21 protein-coding genes are annotated in these 16,538 nt (G+C 57.9%); 14 read left to right on the top strand and 7 right to left on the bottom strand.

Translation table 11 applies throughout. From position 1 onward, the window contains the following. Positions 1 to 136: 136 nt before the first annotated feature. Positions 137 to 814 carry a flagellar hook capping FlgD N-terminal domain-containing protein gene (locus RA25_RS10875; protein ID WP_019295206.1) on the bottom strand — a complete coding sequence of 226 codons (678 nt, stop codon included), beginning with the start codon at positions 812 to 814 and terminating at the stop codon, positions 137 to 139. Between the two features lie 4 nt (positions 815 to 818). Further along, positions 819 to 2,561: a flagellar hook-length control protein FliK gene (locus RA25_RS10870; protein WP_082023059.1), complete on the bottom strand. Its 1,743-nt coding sequence runs from the start codon at positions 2,559 to 2,561 to the stop codon at positions 819 to 821. A gap of 106 nt (positions 2,562 to 2,667) precedes the next feature. On the opposite strand from RA25_RS10870, the gene RA25_RS10865 reads away from it, so the two are divergent. The 5 genes from RA25_RS10865 to flbT all read left to right on the top strand — a co-directional run bounded on the left by RA25_RS10865 (position 2,668) and on the right by flbT (position 5,204). Beyond that, entirely contained in the window at positions 2,668 to 2,982 is a 315-nt protein-coding gene (locus RA25_RS10865) for a rod-binding protein (protein WP_019295208.1), read from the top strand. Then, positions 2,975 to 3,334: a flagellar export chaperone FlgN gene (locus RA25_RS10860; RefSeq protein ID WP_039147648.1), complete on the top strand. Its 360-nt coding sequence runs from the start codon at positions 2,975 to 2,977 to the stop codon at positions 3,332 to 3,334. The genes RA25_RS10865 and RA25_RS10860 overlap by 8 nt, the downstream gene beginning before the upstream one ends. 203 nt (positions 3,335 to 3,537) lie before the next feature. Beyond that, positions 3,538 to 4,347 carry a flagellin N-terminal helical domain-containing protein gene (locus RA25_RS10855; protein ID WP_039172153.1) on the top strand — a complete coding sequence of 270 codons (810 nt, stop codon included), beginning with the start codon at positions 3,538 to 3,540 and terminating at the stop codon, positions 4,345 to 4,347. Between the two features lie 78 nt (positions 4,348 to 4,425). Beyond that, the gene (gene flaF, locus RA25_RS10850) at positions 4,426 to 4,797 is read left to right on the top strand and encodes a flagellar biosynthesis regulator FlaF (RefSeq protein WP_039172149.1); all 372 of its coding nucleotides are present in this window, start codon (positions 4,426 to 4,428) and stop codon (positions 4,795 to 4,797) included. 2 nt (positions 4,798 to 4,799) lie between these two features. Next, positions 4,800 to 5,204: a flagellar biosynthesis repressor FlbT gene (gene flbT / locus RA25_RS10845; RefSeq protein WP_019295212.1), complete on the top strand. Its 405-nt coding sequence runs from the start codon at positions 4,800 to 4,802 to the stop codon at positions 5,202 to 5,204. Positions 5,205 to 6,003: 799 nt separating this feature from the next. Here the strand turns inward: flbT and RA25_RS10840 are convergent. Further along, positions 6,004 to 7,332, bottom strand: coding sequence for a FliI/YscN family ATPase (locus RA25_RS10840; RefSeq protein WP_039172148.1), 1,329 nt, complete (start codon positions 7,330 to 7,332; stop codon positions 6,004 to 6,006). Positions 7,333 to 7,420: 88 nt separating this feature from the next. Between RA25_RS10840 and RA25_RS10835 the strand changes: the two genes are divergently transcribed. Genes RA25_RS10835 through RA25_RS10795 form a run of 9 tightly spaced genes read left to right on the top strand, consistent with a single transcriptional unit; the run spans position 7,421 to position 11,996 of the window. Then, positions 7,421 to 7,810: a FlgB family protein gene (locus RA25_RS10835; protein ID WP_039147821.1), complete on the top strand. Its 390-nt coding sequence runs from the start codon at positions 7,421 to 7,423 to the stop codon at positions 7,808 to 7,810. 12 nt (positions 7,811 to 7,822) lie between these two features. Next, entirely contained in the window at positions 7,823 to 8,215 is a 393-nt protein-coding gene (flgC, locus tag RA25_RS10830) for a flagellar basal body rod protein FlgC (protein ID WP_019295215.1), read from the top strand. Positions 8,216 to 8,237: 22 nt separating this feature from the next. Further along, positions 8,238 to 8,540 (top strand): flagellar hook-basal body complex protein FliE, encoded by a 303-nt coding sequence (fliE, locus tag RA25_RS10825; protein ID WP_019295216.1) that lies wholly within the window; start codon positions 8,238 to 8,240, stop codon positions 8,538 to 8,540. Between the two features lie 3 nt (positions 8,541 to 8,543). Beyond that, positions 8,544 to 8,816, top strand: a complete 273-nt coding sequence (locus tag RA25_RS10820) for a flagellar biosynthetic protein FliQ (RefSeq protein WP_019295217.1) — start codon at positions 8,544 to 8,546, stop codon at positions 8,814 to 8,816. Continuing rightward, positions 8,816 to 9,532: a flagellar hook-basal body complex protein gene (locus RA25_RS10815; RefSeq protein WP_039172145.1), complete on the top strand. Its 717-nt coding sequence runs from the start codon at positions 8,816 to 8,818 to the stop codon at positions 9,530 to 9,532. The genes RA25_RS10820 and RA25_RS10815 overlap by 1 nt, the downstream gene beginning before the upstream one ends. Positions 9,533 to 9,542: 10 nt before the next feature. Then, positions 9,543 to 10,328 (top strand): flagellar basal-body rod protein FlgG, encoded by a 786-nt coding sequence (gene flgG, locus RA25_RS10810; protein WP_019295219.1) that lies wholly within the window; start codon positions 9,543 to 9,545, stop codon positions 10,326 to 10,328. Continuing rightward, positions 10,328 to 10,750, top strand: a complete 423-nt coding sequence (flgA, locus tag RA25_RS10805; protein WP_019295220.1) for a flagellar basal body P-ring formation chaperone FlgA — start codon at positions 10,328 to 10,330, stop codon at positions 10,748 to 10,750. Before flgG ends, flgA begins: the two co-directional genes overlap by 1 nt. Continuing rightward, entirely contained in the window at positions 10,750 to 11,490 is a 741-nt protein-coding gene (gene flgH, locus RA25_RS10800) for a flagellar basal body L-ring protein FlgH (protein ID WP_019295221.1), read from the top strand. The genes flgA and flgH overlap by 1 nt, the downstream gene beginning before the upstream one ends. 8 nt (positions 11,491 to 11,498) lie before the next feature. Further along, on the top strand, positions 11,499 to 11,996 hold the full coding sequence (locus tag RA25_RS10795; RefSeq protein WP_039147646.1) for a flagellar basal body-associated FliL family protein: 498 nt from the start codon (positions 11,499 to 11,501) through the stop codon (positions 11,994 to 11,996). A gap of 75 nt (positions 11,997 to 12,071) precedes the next feature. Here RA25_RS10795 and RA25_RS10790 read toward each other — a convergent pair whose 3' ends face one another. The 4 genes from RA25_RS10790 to flhA are packed head-to-tail and all read right to left on the bottom strand — an operon-like array spanning position 12,072 to position 16,364. Next, entirely contained in the window at positions 12,072 to 12,470 is a 399-nt protein-coding gene (locus RA25_RS10790; RefSeq protein WP_019295223.1) for a hypothetical protein, read from the bottom strand. Further along, on the bottom strand, positions 12,467 to 13,558 hold the full coding sequence (gene flhB / locus RA25_RS10785; RefSeq protein WP_039172142.1) for a flagellar type III secretion system protein FlhB: 1,092 nt from the start codon (positions 13,556 to 13,558) through the stop codon (positions 12,467 to 12,469). Before flhB ends, RA25_RS10790 begins: the two co-directional genes overlap by 4 nt. Further along, complete coding sequence (locus tag RA25_RS10780; protein WP_039172139.1) at positions 13,555 to 14,334, bottom strand: flagellar biosynthetic protein FliR; 780 nt, start codon at positions 14,332 to 14,334, stop codon at positions 13,555 to 13,557. The genes flhB and RA25_RS10780 overlap by 4 nt, the downstream gene beginning before the upstream one ends. Beyond that, positions 14,331 to 16,364 (bottom strand): flagellar biosynthesis protein FlhA, encoded by a 2,034-nt coding sequence (gene flhA, locus RA25_RS10775; RefSeq protein ID WP_446720193.1) that lies wholly within the window; start codon positions 16,362 to 16,364, stop codon positions 14,331 to 14,333. The genes RA25_RS10780 and flhA overlap by 4 nt, the downstream gene beginning before the upstream one ends. Between the last annotated feature and the right edge of the window lie 174 nt (positions 16,365 to 16,538).

The raw sequence follows: 16,538 nt of genomic DNA, 5'->3' as shown, positions 1-16,538 counted from the left end.
GGGCACATGCAGCCCTTTTGCGGATAAATTCGCAAAGAAACGGGCTACAAAGTGATCAGGCAACGGTTGCAGAGCGGTCTCCAGAGTTAAGCCGCCCCGTTCTTAGACAGTTTTTCTGCCTGTTGATACAGCCGGGTTATCCCGCGGGGTCACGCAACGCACTGACGGACGACGCCAAAACGACCGAACCACCTTTTGTGATCAGCCCCACTTCACCGCCTTGCATCCTGGTTTCGTTCACCTTGAAGTAAACTTCGGCATATTCTTCCAGCAGAAGTTCATCGCCTTTCCGGCTTTCAACAACAAAGGAATACTCACCAGCCTCTACTGGGTTTCCATCACCATCCAGCCCATTCCATTCATAAGGCTCAGCCGAGACAGGCAGGGTGACGCGCTGAACTTCAGTACCGCTTGCATTCTTCACAACCAATGTCACCGAATCTGCGGCGGCGGCCGGGTTAGGTGCAATAGTGACAGTGTTACTGCCATCGAAGTAACCAGGAGCCACAGCACGGGCTTCCATCCCCACCCAGCCTGATAGTGCTGCCATGTTCGCCAGCCCAAGCTGCGATTGCAGCCCCTCCAGCAGCGTGTTGCTCTTTGTCTGCTGTTCGACCATCGAGAATTGCGCAAGCTGCGCTGCATACTCCGTCGAATCCATTGGCTCCAGAGGATCCTGGTTTGTTGCCTGGGCTGTCAGCATCTTCACAAATGTCTCGAAATCCGACGTCAGCCCGGACGTTTTCTGGGAGGCCGCCGGCGCTGTATTGGATTGTACTGCCGGGCTGGTCGCGGAGGTAACTGCTGTTGTCATTTGATCAGACCCTCATGTCCACACCGGCGGTTCCGAGCCGGAGATTCTGTGTTGCTTGTTCTGCGACAGGTTCAGTTCCGGTTTGCGAATTTGCCATACTGCCTGCTTGTCCGGTTCCGTCCTCGCCACCGTCTCCTGTGCCGCCACTGCCCGTCTGACCGCCGCTAAATTCGAACGAGATGTCCTCATAGCCCATTCGGCGGAACTCCTCAGCCAGCTCATTGATATGGCGGCGCATCAGATCCCCCGTTTCCGGGCGTTCTGTTTGGATAATCATCGTTATACCCGTCTCGCTGGTCACGACGCGCATTTTTACATGCCCCAGCTCCTGCGGATTCAGGCTCACCTCAACCTTCTGTTCGCCCTTGGCAGCAAATGCCTCTGCTATCTGTGCTGCAATCATTCGCGGCATTTCCGGCCGGTGTGCTGCCTGCGTGCCGATGGAGGCTTCAGTCAAAAGCTGGCTTAGCCCTGGCGCTTCGCCGGTCAGGCCAAGAGCCTGAGAAATCGGATTTGCCTCGCCGGCTGCTTCGGCGAGCCCCGCCGCCAGCAATGGCTGGAACATCGCCGCACCCTGTTGGGCCGCCTGAGGAATTTGCGCGGCTTGAAAATCCCCATTCCGAACCGCTCCTGAACCAGACTTTCCCGCGGCAAAATCTTTGGCCGAATCCTCTTCGGGGACCGTTACGCTGACCGTACCGAGCTCTGCTTTCCCAGCTCCTTCACGAGAGGCCGGCTGACCCGCTGCAAGCACCTGCGCTGCGCCTTGCGTACCAGCTGCAATCGCGCGCGTAACGCCTTCCGGCTGCCGTGAGACAATCTGCTCGACTGCTTTCTCATTTGGAAAACCCGAAACTGTTGTGCCTGCGCCAGGGGCTTTTGTGCTCATTGCTGCCGAAACGCTGCCCTTCGAACCCAAAGCCGCTTGTCCTGCAAACTCCGGCTTGGTGCTGGCGCCGGCGCCTGTTGCAGACCTTTTACCGGCCTCAGCTTCCGGCGCCGCCACCGCACTTTCTGACACGGATTCTGGCGTAGCCTGAAGAGGCTGCCGTTGCGCACCTTGTTCGTTCGTGCCGACCCGTTCATTTCCCTGCCCCCCAACCGTTCCAGCGGGCGAGGCTAGTTTGGACGTATCCCCAAACATGCTTTTCTTGGGAAGGCCGCTTTCGGCTGGGGTCTTGCTCCGGTCCAAAGGCATACCTTGCGTTCCAGACTCCGGTTCGCTGGCAGGCAGTGCCGTTGTCTTGGGTATCTCCTGCGCCCCTGTGACATCTGCAGCCTCTTTGACGCTTGCGTCCTCGTCTGCATCAGCACCGTCCATAGATTGCTTGGCGCTGCCACCGGTGCCTTGACCACCAGTTTTCACCTGTGTTGTTCCGTCTAGTTCGGATTCATCCGTTCCTGCTGTTTCAACCGCTTCCTGACCCAGTAGGGAAACATCCGGTTCTGCTTCAACAGCACTTTCCGGCAACACAGTTTCTTCCGTCGTAGCGTCCGCGCCGGCTGCGTTTCCGTTTTCTCCCGCAATCACGGAAGGGCTCACCGAATCTTCCGTCTCCGCTTTCGGCACGGCAGATTCGCTATCGGTTGAGGAAGGATCACCGGTCACAGTTTCGCGTCCGGCCTCTGCAGCCAAGAAATCCGAAAAGTCATTGGAATTATTCATTTTATTTTGAAGCCTTACGGACGCAGGCGGTGCCTTTCCGCCAGCAGTAGGCTCAATACCAAGGATCGGATTCATCATCATGTTCTGTTCCAGACATTCTATCTCGACCCGGTCAGAGTTACCCCAAAGCGGTTACGGCAATTTTAACCGGTTGCAGGGCAGTCTCGGAAAAGTCGATGGAATTCGAATGCAAACCGGAGAACCGGACATGTCAGATCTATTACCGATCCCGCTTCAGACCACGTCTGCATCCACCCCGGTGCGGCCAGCAAAAAGCGACCCGTTGCGGGAGGCTGCAATCGAACTGGAAGCCTCTTTTCTTGCGGAAATGCTGAAATCAGCTGGCCTGGGTGACGCCAGCGAGGCCTTTGGCGGCGGTGCCGGCGAAGAACAATTCTCCAGTTTTCTCATCCGCGAACAAGCCAACCAGATCGCCCGCGCGGGCGGCATCGGCCTGGCCGAATCACTTTATCACGCACTGAAGGAGACCCAAGGTGAGTAAACCTGAACCGCAGCAGCTCATTGATGAGCTGGATGAGATCCTGGACAAAGAACGCACCGCCCTGATGGCCGGCGACCTTGGTAAGCTGGAAAGTTTGCTTACCAAGAAAGAGAAAATCATCGGCAAGCTGAATTCTGTTTCTGAGCTGGAACGCGAGGCGCTGGAACAGGTGCAGACCAAATTGTCCCGTAATCAGAATCTTCTGGACAGCGCAATGGACGGGATCCGCACCGTTGCCGCCCGGATGGCGGAATTGCGCCGTATCCGCAAAGGCTTGGACGTATATGACCAATCCGGCCGCAGAACCCGCTACGGCACCCGCAACGGCGCCAAGCTGGAAAAACGGGCGTAAAATAAATTTGGGGAAAATTCTAAAAAACCAAATCCGGTCATTAGCACTCCCTTAGCAACTCCTGCGCCAAAGTCGCCTTGCACCTGATGAAGGGTGGCGCGGAAACCGGACGGTGGAACGCACAGTCAGAAAGACGTCACACAGCGCCCCGGAGGGGCAAGTAATTCAGGGGCCAAAGCGCCCCGCAGCTAAAGGAAAAAGCTATGACCAGCATTCTGACCAACAACGGCGCAATGGTTGCACTGCAGACCCTGAAGTCCGTGAACAACAATCTGGAAGAAACCCAGAACCAGATCTCGACCGGTAAAGAGGTCGGCATGGCGAAGGACAACTCCGCTGTCTGGGCCATCTCCAAGACCATGGAATCCGACATCCAGGCTTACGAAGCGGTGGGCGACGCCCTGAACTTCGGCGAAGCAACCGTGGCTGTTGCCTCCTCCGGCATGGAGCAGATCGTTGAAACCCTGAAGGAAATGCGTGAACTGGCAGTTGCCGGCGTTTCGCAGAACGTCGACCACGCCAAGATCGAGGCTGACCTGGCCAAGAAGAAAGAGCAGATCGATTCGATCATCGACTCGGCCAGCTTCAACGGCGCCAACCTGCTGGATACAGCAGTAACCTCGCAGCTCGACGTCCTGGGCGGCATCAGTGCAACTGCCGACGTGATCACCGTTTCCGCGATCGACACCGGCGCTTCCCTGAGCACCGGCACCATCTCAGCGCTGACTTCGGCCAACGCTGACGACGTTCTGACCCAGATCGAAGCGCTGCTGACCTTTGCAATCGACTCCGCTGCCCAGCTGGGTGCGGACAGCAACCGTCTGTCTGACCAGAACGACTTTGTGTCGAAACTGACAGACTCGCTGAAATCCGGTGTCAGCACCATGGCCGACACCAATATGGAAGAAGCGTCGGCCCGGCTGAAGGCATTGCAGACCCAGCAGCAGCTGGCGGTGCAATCGCTCTCGATCGCAAACCAGGCGCCGCAGACCCTGCAGCAGCTGTTCCGTTAACAGCCCTTACCGGGGCGCTGATGGCGCCCCGGTCTTCCCCTCTCAGAGAACCTGAAGAATAATACGTTAGGAAAACACGTGAATGCCCTTCTGAAGGCGAAGAGTGCCTATTCGGCGGCAAAGTCCCCGACCCGGACAGCAAAGAATTTCGAATATGAAGTGATTGCCCGCATTACCCGCAGGATGATCACGGCGACGCAAAAGGGCCGTGGCGGCTTCAATGAACTCGCAACAGCCTTGAATGACAACCGGAAGCTTTGGTCCATTTTCACTGTCGACATCGCTTCGAAAGGCAATCCTCTGCCCGATGATCTCAAGCAGAACTTGTTCGAGCTGGGAGAATTCACAAGACAACACACCACCAAAGTGCTTCAGCGCAAGGCCGATGTCCGGCCGCTGGTGGAAATCAATACGGCCATCATGCGTGGCCTCCGCAGCGGAGCATCCTGAATATGAGCGGACTTGTCCTGAAACTTGCCCCCAAGGAGCGTGTCCTTGTGAATGGCGCGGTAATTGAAAACGGCGACCGCCGCAGCCGCCTGTCCATTGTAACACCGGATGCCAACATCCTGCGTTTGCGCGACGCAATTCATCCGGAAGAAGCCAACACTCCGGTACGCCGCGTGTGCTATGCCGCACAACTGATCCTGTCAGGTGATGCGGATCCCGAAGAGGAACGCCTGCCGATGTTGCGCCGGATCGAGGAACTGAGTCAGGTTTTCACCGACCCGGACAGCCGGTCATCAATTGCTGAAGCAACCGATGCCCTGATCAGCAACAACCATTACCGCTGCCTGAAAGCTTTGCGCACATTGCTACCGCGGGAAGACCGGTTGTTTGCGGTCCGGCCATCATAATCGTCCGCCCGCCTGGCCTATCGAGGCAAAGGCGGGCTGAACTTGCCTAATGAACGCCATGACTGCTTTCCTGCCGTCTTTCGGGATTAGGCTGTGCCGATAGCGCCTGCTCAAGCTTCCGGTATCCTCACACCCCGCTGAACATCCTGGTTTTCACGTCAAAGCCGGTAAAAACCCGCGTGAAACAGAGTATTCAGAAAGTTCTTTTCTCTGCCGAAACACTTGCTGTGGCCAGGTTGCAAGTTATCCCATTCGCAAGAGAGACTTCTTGATAAGAATAAGGCGCAAAACTTAACTCCTGAAGTTAAGTATCAGCTTGAAAACAAGTGATTGCCAGCCGAGTGACCGTCTGCTGCGGCGGCCTACTGTCATCATGCGACAACGGCCAAACTTACCGGAAATGATGGAAACATTCTCCTTCAGCAGTGCAAAATCGCAATCTATTGATGCTCCAGAGACACCTCCGGTGTTTACAAACCGGCGCACCGCAGCTTGACTGCATACTCGTTGAGGCCAGCAACCTGTCCTCGTCAACCTTGCCCAGAAGATCCGCAGACGGCAATTCACAGAAAGCGGGTTATGTCTCCTGCTTACGGAAACCTTTGTCCTTAATCCACGGGCAGCGGACTAGCTGGATGGCACTGCCCTTTTGCAGAAAGGAGCCCCGCACAGCCAAGCGGCTTAATGAGTTTTGCTGAAGCAACCCTGTTAGGCAGCCGAACACGGGCAGAACAGCGCGGCTAAGGCATCAGCTTGCTACCTTTGCGGATTCCACCTCATCGTATCTTCGTAATTGGTTTCAACGCCCAGCCTTGGCCCGGCGCAACATCAGGAGCAGGCGATTGAAACTGCTGGTAATGCCCTCCGGGTCCTCACGTCCGAAGAACGCATCCAGTTCTGGCCACAATTTTACTGCCTGATCCAGCACTGCGTCATTGCCTTCGGCGTACAGCCCAGCCCTGATCATCACCTCTGACTGCTCATAAGCGCCCAGGTATTTTCGCACATCTTTGATCGCCTCGTTTTCATCAGCAGAGGCAGCCGCAGGCAGACTGCGTGACACCGAACGTGAAACGTCGATCGCGGGAAACCGGCCGCGTTCGGCGATTTCGCGGTTCAGGACAATGTGCCCATCCAGAACACCGCGTAGAATATCCGCAATCGGTTCATCCATATCGGATCCGGCGACAAGAACACTGAAAACGGCTGTAATATCGCCCTGCCCTTCGCCCCCAGGCCCGGCCCGTTCGCAGAGCCCGGTAATCAGCGGTGTCACTGAAGGCGGGTATCCGCGCAGCGCAGGTGCCTCGCCGGAGGCCGCGGAGATTTCCCGGTGCGCCTCAGCAAAACGGGTGACGGAATCAGCCAGGAAAAGCACGTTTTTGCCTTGATCTCGGAAGTGTTCCGCCACCGTCATGGCCGCCCAAGCGCACCGGCGGCGCACCAGTGCGGACTGGTCGGACGTCGCAGCCACCACAACGGCCCGGCGCATGCCCTCAGGCCCCAGCACCTGTTCGACAAAGTGATTCACCTCTCGCCCGCGCTCGCCAATCAGTGCCATTACCACCACATCGGCTTCCATGCTTTGCGCCAGTTTTGCCAGAAGCGAAGACTTCCCGACCCCGGAGCCGGCAAAAAGACCAACCCTCTGCCCGCGCACAATCGGGAGAATCGTGTTCAGGACTGCCTGCCCGGTGGCCAGCCGCTCACCCATGGACCGGCGGCCTGCAGCCTTGGGGGGCGGTGCCATCAGATCGCGCGGTGTGCTGCCCGGCAGCATTGGGCGGCCATCCAGCGGCTCGCCAAACGGATCAATAACGCGGCCGATCCAATGGTCGCTGGGGGAAAACTCCGGTGACGGGTGCAGCAAAACCGGATCCCCGATCGCAGCACCATCCGGAGACCGGTCAGGCAACATACTGATATTGCTACCATTAATCTTCAGGACTTCGCCATGCAACGCGTCCTGCGGCCCACGGCGCAGCACCAGCCGATCACCGATTCGCGCCGCCTCGGCCAGCCCGCTGATTTCGATTTCCCCGCCCGAGATCCCTGTCACCCGGCCGACCTGGGTTACCAGCCGTTTTCCGGCAATTTGACGGGTCAGTGCTTGCAGCTCTGCTTTCATCGCAGCGGCCTCCCTTGGTGTCCTGAAAACAATTTCTAAAGGAATCGGGGTTAAGCCTTGATTGAAATCGATCAAGGGAGAAGCCCTGGTGTTCACAGAATTGAACGTATTCAAAATCGCCTATTCCATGGCGACCCATGCCGGCAAACGCCAGGCTCTGGTTTCCCAGAATATCGCCAATGCCGATACACCGGGTTACCACGCCAAGGATATCAAACCCTTCAAAGAAGTCTTCGCTGCCGGTGCCCGCCCGGCCAGCATGATCGCGTCCCGCGGCAGCCATCTGAATGGCACCGCTGGCAGCGGCATGGACTGGGCTGTCACCTCAACTGATGCCGGCAGCGATCCCAATGACAATTCGGTTTCTGTCGAGACCGAACTCCTGAAAGGGGTGGAGGTCGCCCGTCAGCACAAGCGCGCCATGGCGATCTACAAATCCTCCATGAACATTTTGCGCACCAGCCTGGGCAAGAACTGAGGAGGATAAGCGATGAGTGAGTTTTCCAGAGCCCTTTCCGTCACTGCCAGCGGCCTCAAGGCCCAGGCTTCGCGGCTGCGGCACGTGTCCGAGAACATTTCCAACGCCGACACCCCGGGCTACCGCCGCAAAACCGTACCATTTGAAGCCGTGCGCGAGCTGCAAACGGACGTGGAGCATGTGCGCACCGGCAAGGTCACCCTGGACCGGCGGGACCTGGAGGAGGTCTATGACCCCTCCCATCCGCTGGCGGATGAAAGCGGGCATTATGAGGGCTCGAATGTCGATCTGATGATCGAGATCGCCGATGCCCGCGAAGCACAGCGCAGCTACGAGGCCAACCTGAAAATGTTCGAGCAGACCCGCTCGATGTCGGCCTCCTTGATGGACCTTTTGAGACGATAACTGAAATTTTTGGAGATCCAGAATGGATATTCGCAGTCTTTCCGCCGCCAGCGGCTATGCCGCCGCCCGGCCCGCCACCAAAGTCGACCCCAATCATGACGCCGCTGGCGCGGGGGCAGGCGCACGTCTGAAAGAAAGCTTCGAGAGCTTCGCAGCAACCCTTCAGAGCAGCGAGCAGGTTTCCGTGCAAGCAATGACCTCTCAGGCTGACCCGCATGCACTTGTGCAGGCACTCGCCCAAACCGAGCTGGCGGTCGAGACCGCCGTCACCGTGCGCAACAAGGTTGTAGAGGCCTACCAGGAAATCCTGAGGATGCCGGTCTGAGCCATGATGAGCGAGAGCCTCTTCTATGACACCCTGCGCCAGGCCATGTGGGCGGCTGTCACCATGTCGACTCCGATTCTGGTTGTCGCCCTGGTTGTCGGCCTGTCCATCGGCCTGTTCCAGGCGCTGACCTCGGTGCAGGAGATGACCCTGACATTCGTGCCCAAGCTGACAGCAATCATAGTCGTGTTCTGGATGACCATGGGCTTCATGACACAAACACTGGTGGCCTTTTTTAATGGCCACGTCATTCCGATGATTGCGGGAGGCTCGTAATGGAAACTGCAGGCTACGCTACACTTTCCCGCCAGTCGGGGCTGATGCGCGAAATGCGTGTCATTGCAAACAACATCGCCAACTCAGCGACAACAGGTTACCGGCAGGAAGGGCTGATCTTCTCAGAATTCGTGAAGTCCTCTCAGGGGCAGCAATCACTGTCGATGTCGCGTGCGAACATTTTCAACACTTCCATGGAGCAGGGTCAGCTCACAGAAACCGGCGGAAACTTTGATTTCGCAGTTGAGGGTGACGGCTTCTTCATGGTCGAAACACCCCAGGGTGAGCGGTTGACCCGCTCCGGTGCATTCTCTCCTAATGCCGCAGGCGATCTTGTGACCATGGATGGTTTCCGGGTCCTGGATGCTGGCCGCGCGCCAGTCTTTGTCCCGCCGGACGCAGGCAAGATTGAAGTGGGTGCTGATGGCTCCATCAGCGCAAACGGACGGTTGCTAGGGCAGCTGGGGCTTTTCAAGCCTGTGGAGAGCCACACGCTGGTGCGTGAGGACGGGGTAATGTTCCGCGTCGATGGGGAAATTGAAGAAACATTGGACGCAAAAGTCCTGCAAGGCTTCCTCGAAGGCTCCAACGTGAACGCGATATCCGAGGTGACCCGGATGATCGAAGTGCAGCGCGCCTATGAAATGGGCCAGAGCTTCCTCCAATCGGAAGACGAGCGCATCCGCAACGCCATCAAGAACTTGATCAAGACCTAGGAGAATCCAGATGCGTGCCCTGAAGATCGCCGCGACCGGCATGAGCGCCCAGCAGCTGCGGGTGGAGACCATCTCCAACAACCTCGCCAACATGAACACCACCGCCTACAACGCACGGCGCGCCGAATTTGCCGACCTGCATTATCAGCAGATTTCGCGGGCTGGTACCGTGAATGCTTCCGACGGCACGGTGCTGCCAACCGGCGTCCAGGTGGGGCTCGGTGTGCGTGCGGCTGCCGTCTCGGTGCATCTGGCACAGGGCGCGCTGCAACAGACCAACAACGACCTGGATGTCGCCATCGACGGCAAAGGGTACCTGGAGGTGACCCTGCCGTCCGGCCAAAGCGCCTATACACGCGATGGCGCGCTGAAACGCACGGCAGAAGGGCTGATTGTGACTTCGGACGGGTTTGCGGTTTCGCCTGAAATCACCATCCCCGACGACGCCACCAGCATCTCGATTAATGCCGAGGGCGAAGTCTACGGGTATTTCAACGAAACCACCGAAGGCCAGCTTTTGGGCCAGCTGTCCCTGGCCAGTTTCACCAATCCCAAAGGGCTTGAGGCAATCGGCAGCAACCTGTTCACCGAGACAGAGGCTTCCGGAAATGCGGCGGTTTCCACGGCGGGCGAGGACGGACTGGGCACTTTCCGCCAGGGTTACCTGGAAGCCAGCTCGGTTGATGCGGTGCGTGAAGTCACCGAGCTGATCGAAGCACAGCGCGGCTACGAAATGAATGCCAAGGTCATCTCGGCTGTCGACCAGATGATGGGTGCAACCACACAGGTGCGCTGATGAAACTTGCCCTTGCCTGCCTGACTGCCGCTGCGCTTTGTACCCCGCCTGCTTGGGCGGAGTACTTGGTTCCGCTGCGCACAATCCGGGCAAAAGCTATCGTGAACGCAGAGGATCTGGCTCTGAAAAAGGGCGAAATTCTTGGCGCGCTATCAGATCCTTCAGACGTGATCGGCATGGAAGCACGCGTGGCGCTTTATGCAGGCAGGCCTATGCGACCGGGCGATATCGGCCCGCCTGCCATTGTCGAACGTAATGACCTTGTGACTTTGATATTCCGCCAGGGCGGTCTGACCATCGCAGCCGAGGGCCGTGCCTTAGGCCGCGGCGCTGCAGGCGAAGCTCTCCGGGTCATGAACCTTTCTTCCCGCACAACCGTCACCGGGCGGATCACCAACGACGGCTCCGTAGAGGTAAACTGATGTCTAAGAAATTCTCCCCCGTAAAACCGCTTCTCTTTGGACTGGCCCTTCTTGGGGCCTGCGGCCGGATGGATCATCTGGGCAAGGCGCCGTCCTTCACCCCGGCCAATGAATCGCCTGAGCATGTTGCTATGCTTTACCAAGGCCTGCCGACGCAAACCCAGACACGGCGCACCGTCGATGGCTCCTCGCTTTGGAGCGGCTCTCAGCAGTCGCTGCTCGGCGACCGCCGCGCCATCAAGCGCGGCGACATCCTGACGGTGGTGATCGAAATCGACGAAGAGGCGGAAATTTCAAACGACACCCAGAGGTCGCGCTCGGGTTCCGAGACCCTGAACATGCCGCAGCTTCTGGGTCTGCCGCAACGGCTTGACCGGAAACTGCCGGAAGGCGCCTCCTCGGCTGACGCAGTAGAACTTGGCAGCTCCAGCGCCTCCGGCGGTAAGGGATCTGTCAAGCGCAGTGAGAAGCTGGAGTTGCGGGTCGCAGCAACAGTTGTCGACGTGCTGCCCAACGGGGTGCTGGCAATCAGCGGCACCCAGGAACTGCGCGTGAATTTCGAACTGCGCGAGCTTCTGGTTACGGGTTATGTCCGGCCTCAGGATATCAGCCGCCAAAACGAAATTACGTATGACAAGATCGCTTCTGCCCGTGTGTCCTATGGCGGCCGCGGTCAAATCACCGATGTGCAGCAGCCACGCTACGGCCAGCAGCTGCTTGATGTTGTCCTGCCGTTCTGAGGATTGCCATGCTTTCGAAACTCCTGCCAGTCATTCTGCTGATCCTGGGAACCGGGGGCGGCATCGGCGCCGGCATCATGCTGGCGCCAGCACCTGAGGAAAACCACGCCGCGTCCGGAACGGACCCAAGCCATGTCCCCGCAGCGGTTGCCGAGGATCCCTCTGAAGAAAGCGAAGAGGACCTGCGCGAATACATCAAGATCAACAACCAGTTCGTGGTGCCGGTTGTTGATCGCGACCAGCTGACTTCACTGGTGGTCATTTCCCTAAGCCTGGAAACTGCAAAGGGAACCAGCGAGAAGGTGCGTGCCTATGAGCCCAAGCTGCGCGATGTCTTCCTGCAAGTATTGTTCGATCATGCGAATATGGGCGGCTTCCGTGGCGCCTTCACCCGTTCGGACGTGCTGGAGCCGCTGCGCACCGCCCTGCGCGAAGCCGCACAGAAGCATGTCGGTAAGGGAATTTATGATGTGCTGATCATGGAGATATCCCGTCAGGACGTCTGACCAGGCAGGAACGTGTTAAGCACGAAGGCCGGTCCATAGGGACCGGCCTTTTCCGTCTGCCCGAAACCGCACGCTTCAACCTTCCAGAAGTTTGTCCATAAAGGCCTTGTTCTGCGCGGTCTTTTGGCGTTTACGCTCTGCGGCGGCCATAGTTTCAACAGCATGCTTCCGCCCGAATGCCTTGCGCAACTGATCCATCATCCGCAGTTTTTGCGCTGTAGCCTTAGCAAGATCCATGTTCAGCTGGCGCCGTGTGCGTGTATGCCAACCCTGCCAAAGAAGATCCGCACCCATAGCTTTCATAGCGTGGTCGCCATCTGCTTGTTCCCGGGTGGCCTGCACTTGTTCATTGAGCTTGGCCAGCTGGCCGCGCAGTTCTGCTTCACGCGCAAGTGCCGGCTGGATTTTGGCATGCTCCTGCATGTACTGCGCAGCAGTCACTGCCGCCATTTGGTCGAGCATCTTTTGCTTCATGTGATTTTTCCTTTGGCGCGCTTACGCATTTCCTCGGCAAAACGGATTGCCGCAGCCACTGGCGCATAGTGTTCTTCCAGGATTTCGTCGCCAATTTCGATTGTGGCATGCAACGCACGGGCGGTTGGCGGGTCGCTGTGGATCGGGACGGCATTTTCATTGGCCACGCGCCGGATTGCTGCGGCAACTTCATCAACCCCTTTGGCTATACAAACCGGCGCGGCACCCTGCTCTCTGCTCCATTTCAGGGCAACTGCGTAATGGGTTGGGTTGACGATCACCACATCCGCATTCGGCACCTCGGCCATCATCTGGCCCAACGCGATCTCCTGGCCACGCTGACGCCGCTTGCCTTTCATATGGGGATCCCCTTCGGCATCCTTCATTTCGTCCTGGATTTCCTTGCGCGACATCATGTTTTTACGGCGGTGTTCAGCATGCTGGAAGACAGCATCCACAACTCCGATCGCCAAAGAAATCACCAGTGCAAGGAACAGAAACTCCAACGCCAGTTGCGACAGCATCAGCACGACCGATTGCGGCCCGGTGCCAGACGACGAAATCATGTCAGGCAGCCGATGGCTTAAATAGACACCCAAGCATATCGAATAGAGCATCAGCTTCAGAAAGCTTTTCAGGAATTCGAACAGGCCCGACCTGCCGAATTTGTTCTTGGCATTGGAAATAATTGAGACACGCGACAGTTTCGGCTCCAGCTTACTGGGGGCAAAAACCAAGGCGCGCTGACCGACGATCGACAGAAGAACAAGAGCAAATGGCACTAGGAACCACGGCAGAATTGGCCGCAGCACGCTGCTGGCAAAGCCCCCCACTGGTGCCGCCGCGGACCCGCCATCAAAGAACAGCGGCGCCAGTCTGTCGGGCTGGTCCAGAAAAGCCATCAGAGCGGTACCGGTCCCTTCAACACTACTGCTTCCGGCCGCATAAAATGCTACGATTAGCCCAAGGTAAGCCGCGGCCACAGACAGGTCGGTGGATTTGGCAACTTCGCCCTTCTCCCGGGCCTTCCGGAGCTTCTGCTCCGTCGGCTCGAATGACTTGTCAGAGTCGTCGTCCTGGCCGCTCATGGCATTCCTGCTCCTGGATTTGCCAGAAAAGTCATCAAGGCCCGGGACCAGACATCCAGAATCATCGGACTGCCGACCATCAGGATGAACAATCCAAAGAAGGTGATGACCGGTGCGCCGACCATGGCGACCATCAGCTGCGGCATTGCCCGGTTAATCACCCCAAGCGCCAAGTTGTAGATGACCGCGGTGATGACGAACGGAGCTGCCAGCGTGAAGGCCATCGAAAAGCTCTCCGACACCCGAAACACGCCCCATTCCGTCAGTCCAGCTGCGGCAGGAAACTGGCCGGCGGGAAACATCCGGTAGGATCCGATCAGCAACTCTGCCACCCGGACATGCAGTCCCAGCATCACTGCCAGGGTCACGCCGGAGATCATTAGAACAGCCCCAAGCGCCGGCATCGGTTCAGCTCCGATTCCTCCCAAAACCTGCGACAAGGAGGTACTTTGCGCCGCCATAGTCCCAGCGGTTTGCAGGGCCAGAACAAAAATCCGAGCGCCGATGCCAAGAGCCAGGCCGATGATCGCTTCGGTTACCGCAAACCGGGTATATCCCATGACCCCATCCGGTTCGGGAAAGGGCGGCAATGCCGGGGCAACCACAAATGTAAAGGCAACCGCGATCGCCAGTTTCACGCGGGTGGGAACATAAAGTTCCCCCATCGCAGGCAATACCGAAACCATAGCAGAAACCCGCAGGAAGACTATGGCAGCATGCCAGAATCCTGCCCCCAGCAGCAGTACCAGCTCTGGTGGCAGAAAGTTCATGTTCATGCCTGGACCATCCCAACCAAAGCCGGCCGCGCCTCGAGACCGATTTCCTCGAACGACAGAACTGGGTTGGTGATTCCACGCGATTTCAGAATCGTCTTCAGGTACCTGCGGCGGCGTGTAGAAGTCACAACCGCAGCAAAAATCCCCTGATCGGTGATTGAGCCCAGCTTGTCGCTCAGCCCATCGGCAAGCAGGTTGAACAAGTCAGGCGGCAAGGCGATATCCAGCCCCGCACCCTGCGCGTCCACTTGGTAAGTCGAAAACTTGTCTTCCCACTCCGGCGCCAGCTGGATCAATGGAATGGTGCCGTCCTCGCGCTTCATTTCTGCAACCAGCTGGAACCCCAGACGCTGGCGCACATGCTCGCAGATCAGTTCCGGCTGTGTGGTGTGCATCCGCGCCTCGGCAATCGATTCAAGGATCAACGGCATATTGCGGATCGAAACCCGCTCCTCAAGCAGCAGCCGCAGCACCGCATGCAGTGTATCCATCGGCACCTTTTCCGGCACCAGAGCATCCAGAAGTTTGCGGTTCGCCTCTGCCCGGAAGCCATCGGACAACTGCGTCATCTCGTCGAGCAGGCGGCGCAGTGACTTGAGCGTCAACAGGCGGGAGAAGTTCTGCTTGATAATCTCCAGCAGATGAGTGGCCAGGATTTCCGGCGGGGTGACAACTGTGGCGCCGGCCAGCGCCGCCTGTTCCTGCGACTTAGAAGAGATCCAACGGGCCGGCGCGCCGTAAACCGGCTCAGTCACGTCAGTTCCGGGCGGCAGTGCTTCGTGGTTGTCTGGCATCAGTGCCAGAACCATGTCTGGATGCAGCGTGCCGCGCACCTGTTCAACACCCTGAACTTTGATCACATATGTGCCCCTTTCCAGTTCATGCTGATCCGTAAGCCGGATTTCTGGAAGGATAAGGCCAAAAGTTGTGGCGATATGGGACCGCATATTGGCGATCCGTGCGTCCAGCCCAGTGCCTGCATCCAAAACCATGCTCACAAGATCAGGCGAGAACTCCAGGTGAAGGTCGTCCAGGTCCAGAATATCACCGAGCGGCCGCGATGCCGCAGGATCAGAGGCTTCTTCGATCTTCTCCTCGATCTCAGCCTCGGCATCATTCATCTTTTTCTTGGCCATTCGGAACGCGATGAAACCCAATACGCCACCGCCTGTCACGAAAGGCAGAAACGGCAAACCGGGAACCAGTGCAAACAGAACCATCAAAACCGCAACAGTGGTCAGCGCGGCTGGGTGGCGGCCGAACTGATCGAAAAGTGCGATGTCGGTGGCGCCGGTTGTGCCGCCGCGAGCCAACAGAAGGGCAGCGGCGATGGAGATGATCACTGACGGGATCTGCGACACCAAACCGTCGCCCACGGTCAGAATGGCGTAAGTCTCAAACGCGCTGCCGACCGGCATGCCATGGACCAGAACGCCCATGATCAACCCCATCACAAGGTTCAGCAGAGTGATCAGCAGACCGGCAACTGCATCACCCTTGACGAACTTCGAGGCACCGTCCAGCGAGCCGAAGAACGTGGTTTCCTGCTGATCGCGCTCTCGGCGCTCCTTGGCAGTCTGGTGGTCGATTGCCCCCGCCGACATGTCAGCATCAATCGCCAATTGCTTACCCGGCATCCCGTCCAGAGCAAAGCGGGCGCCCACTTCGGCCATCCGCGCCGCACCCTTGGTGATCACCATGAAGTTAACGATCAGCAATACGCCAAACACCACAAGACCGAGGAAAACACTTCCGCCCATGACAAACTGTGCGAAGCCTTCGATAACGTTGCCTGCCGCATCAGTCCCCGAGTGCCCCTGGCCAATGATCAGCTTGGTTGAAGACACATTCAACGACAACCGAAGCATCAGAGAAGCCAGCAGGATCGTCGGAAACGAAGAAAAATCCAAAGGCCGCTCGATGAACAGTGTGATGGTGAAAATCAAAATTGCCAGTGCAAAGGATGCCGCCAGACCCACGTCCAGCACCCAGGCCGGCATAGGGAGGATCATCATCACAATGATCGCCATCAGCGCCAGCGCCAGGAGGACCGTTGGGCTGAAAAGTTGTTCTGTAGTCAATTTAGGCAATGGTCACGCCCCGCAATTTTGTCCTACTGGATCGGGTGAAGGCGTGGTTTCGCGTTCTGGCCGGCCGGACGGACGGCGTATCGTCAAAACCTCCCAGAAACGCTCTCAGCACAA

It is taken from the genome of Leisingera sp. ANG-S5 (assembly GCF_000813925.1).
Lineage (GTDB): Bacteria > Pseudomonadota > Alphaproteobacteria > Rhodobacterales > Rhodobacteraceae > Leisingera.
This window is presented reverse-complemented; position numbering and strand designations above follow the sequence as displayed.

What these genes read in the sequence shown, in the direction of transcription:
- RA25_RS10875 (WP_019295206.1), bottom strand. Translation starts at nt 814, where the DNA reads ATGACAACAGCAGTTACCTCCGCGACCAGCCCGGCAGTACAATCCAAT.
- RA25_RS10870 (WP_082023059.1), bottom strand. Translation starts at nt 2,561, where the DNA reads ATGATGATGAATCCGATCCTTGGTATTGAGCCTACTGCTGGCGGAAAG.
- RA25_RS10865 (WP_019295208.1), top strand. Translation starts at nt 2,668, where the DNA reads ATGCAAACCGGAGAACCGGACATGTCAGATCTATTACCGATCCCGCTT.
- RA25_RS10855 (WP_039172153.1), top strand. Translation starts at nt 3,538, where the DNA reads ATGACCAGCATTCTGACCAACAACGGCGCAATGGTTGCACTGCAGACC.
- flbT (WP_019295212.1), top strand. Translation starts at nt 4,800, where the DNA reads ATGAGCGGACTTGTCCTGAAACTTGCCCCCAAGGAGCGTGTCCTTGTG.
- RA25_RS10840 (WP_039172148.1), bottom strand. Translation starts at nt 7,332, where the DNA reads ATGAAAGCAGAGCTGCAAGCACTGACCCGTCAAATTGCCGGAAAACGG.
- flgC (WP_019295215.1), top strand. Translation starts at nt 7,823, where the DNA reads ATGAGTGAGTTTTCCAGAGCCCTTTCCGTCACTGCCAGCGGCCTCAAG.
- fliE (WP_019295216.1), top strand. Translation starts at nt 8,238, where the DNA reads ATGGATATTCGCAGTCTTTCCGCCGCCAGCGGCTATGCCGCCGCCCGG.
- RA25_RS10820 (WP_019295217.1), top strand. Translation starts at nt 8,544, where the DNA reads ATGATGAGCGAGAGCCTCTTCTATGACACCCTGCGCCAGGCCATGTGG.
- RA25_RS10815 (WP_039172145.1), top strand. Translation starts at nt 8,816, where the DNA reads ATGGAAACTGCAGGCTACGCTACACTTTCCCGCCAGTCGGGGCTGATG.
- flgG (WP_019295219.1), top strand. Translation starts at nt 9,543, where the DNA reads ATGCGTGCCCTGAAGATCGCCGCGACCGGCATGAGCGCCCAGCAGCTG.
- flgA (WP_019295220.1), top strand. Translation starts at nt 10,328, where the DNA reads ATGAAACTTGCCCTTGCCTGCCTGACTGCCGCTGCGCTTTGTACCCCG.
- flgH (WP_019295221.1), top strand. Translation starts at nt 10,750, where the DNA reads ATGTCTAAGAAATTCTCCCCCGTAAAACCGCTTCTCTTTGGACTGGCC.
- RA25_RS10795 (WP_039147646.1), top strand. Translation starts at nt 11,499, where the DNA reads ATGCTTTCGAAACTCCTGCCAGTCATTCTGCTGATCCTGGGAACCGGG.
- RA25_RS10790 (WP_019295223.1), bottom strand. Translation starts at nt 12,470, where the DNA reads ATGAAGCAAAAGATGCTCGACCAAATGGCGGCAGTGACTGCTGCGCAG.
- flhB (WP_039172142.1), bottom strand. Translation starts at nt 13,558, where the DNA reads ATGAGCGGCCAGGACGACGACTCTGACAAGTCATTCGAGCCGACGGAG.
- RA25_RS10780 (WP_039172139.1), bottom strand. Translation starts at nt 14,334, where the DNA reads ATGAACATGAACTTTCTGCCACCAGAGCTGGTACTGCTGCTGGGGGCA.
- flhA (WP_446720193.1), bottom strand. Translation starts at nt 16,364, where the DNA reads ATGGCGATCATTGTGATGATGATCCTCCCTATGCCGGCCTGGGTGCTG.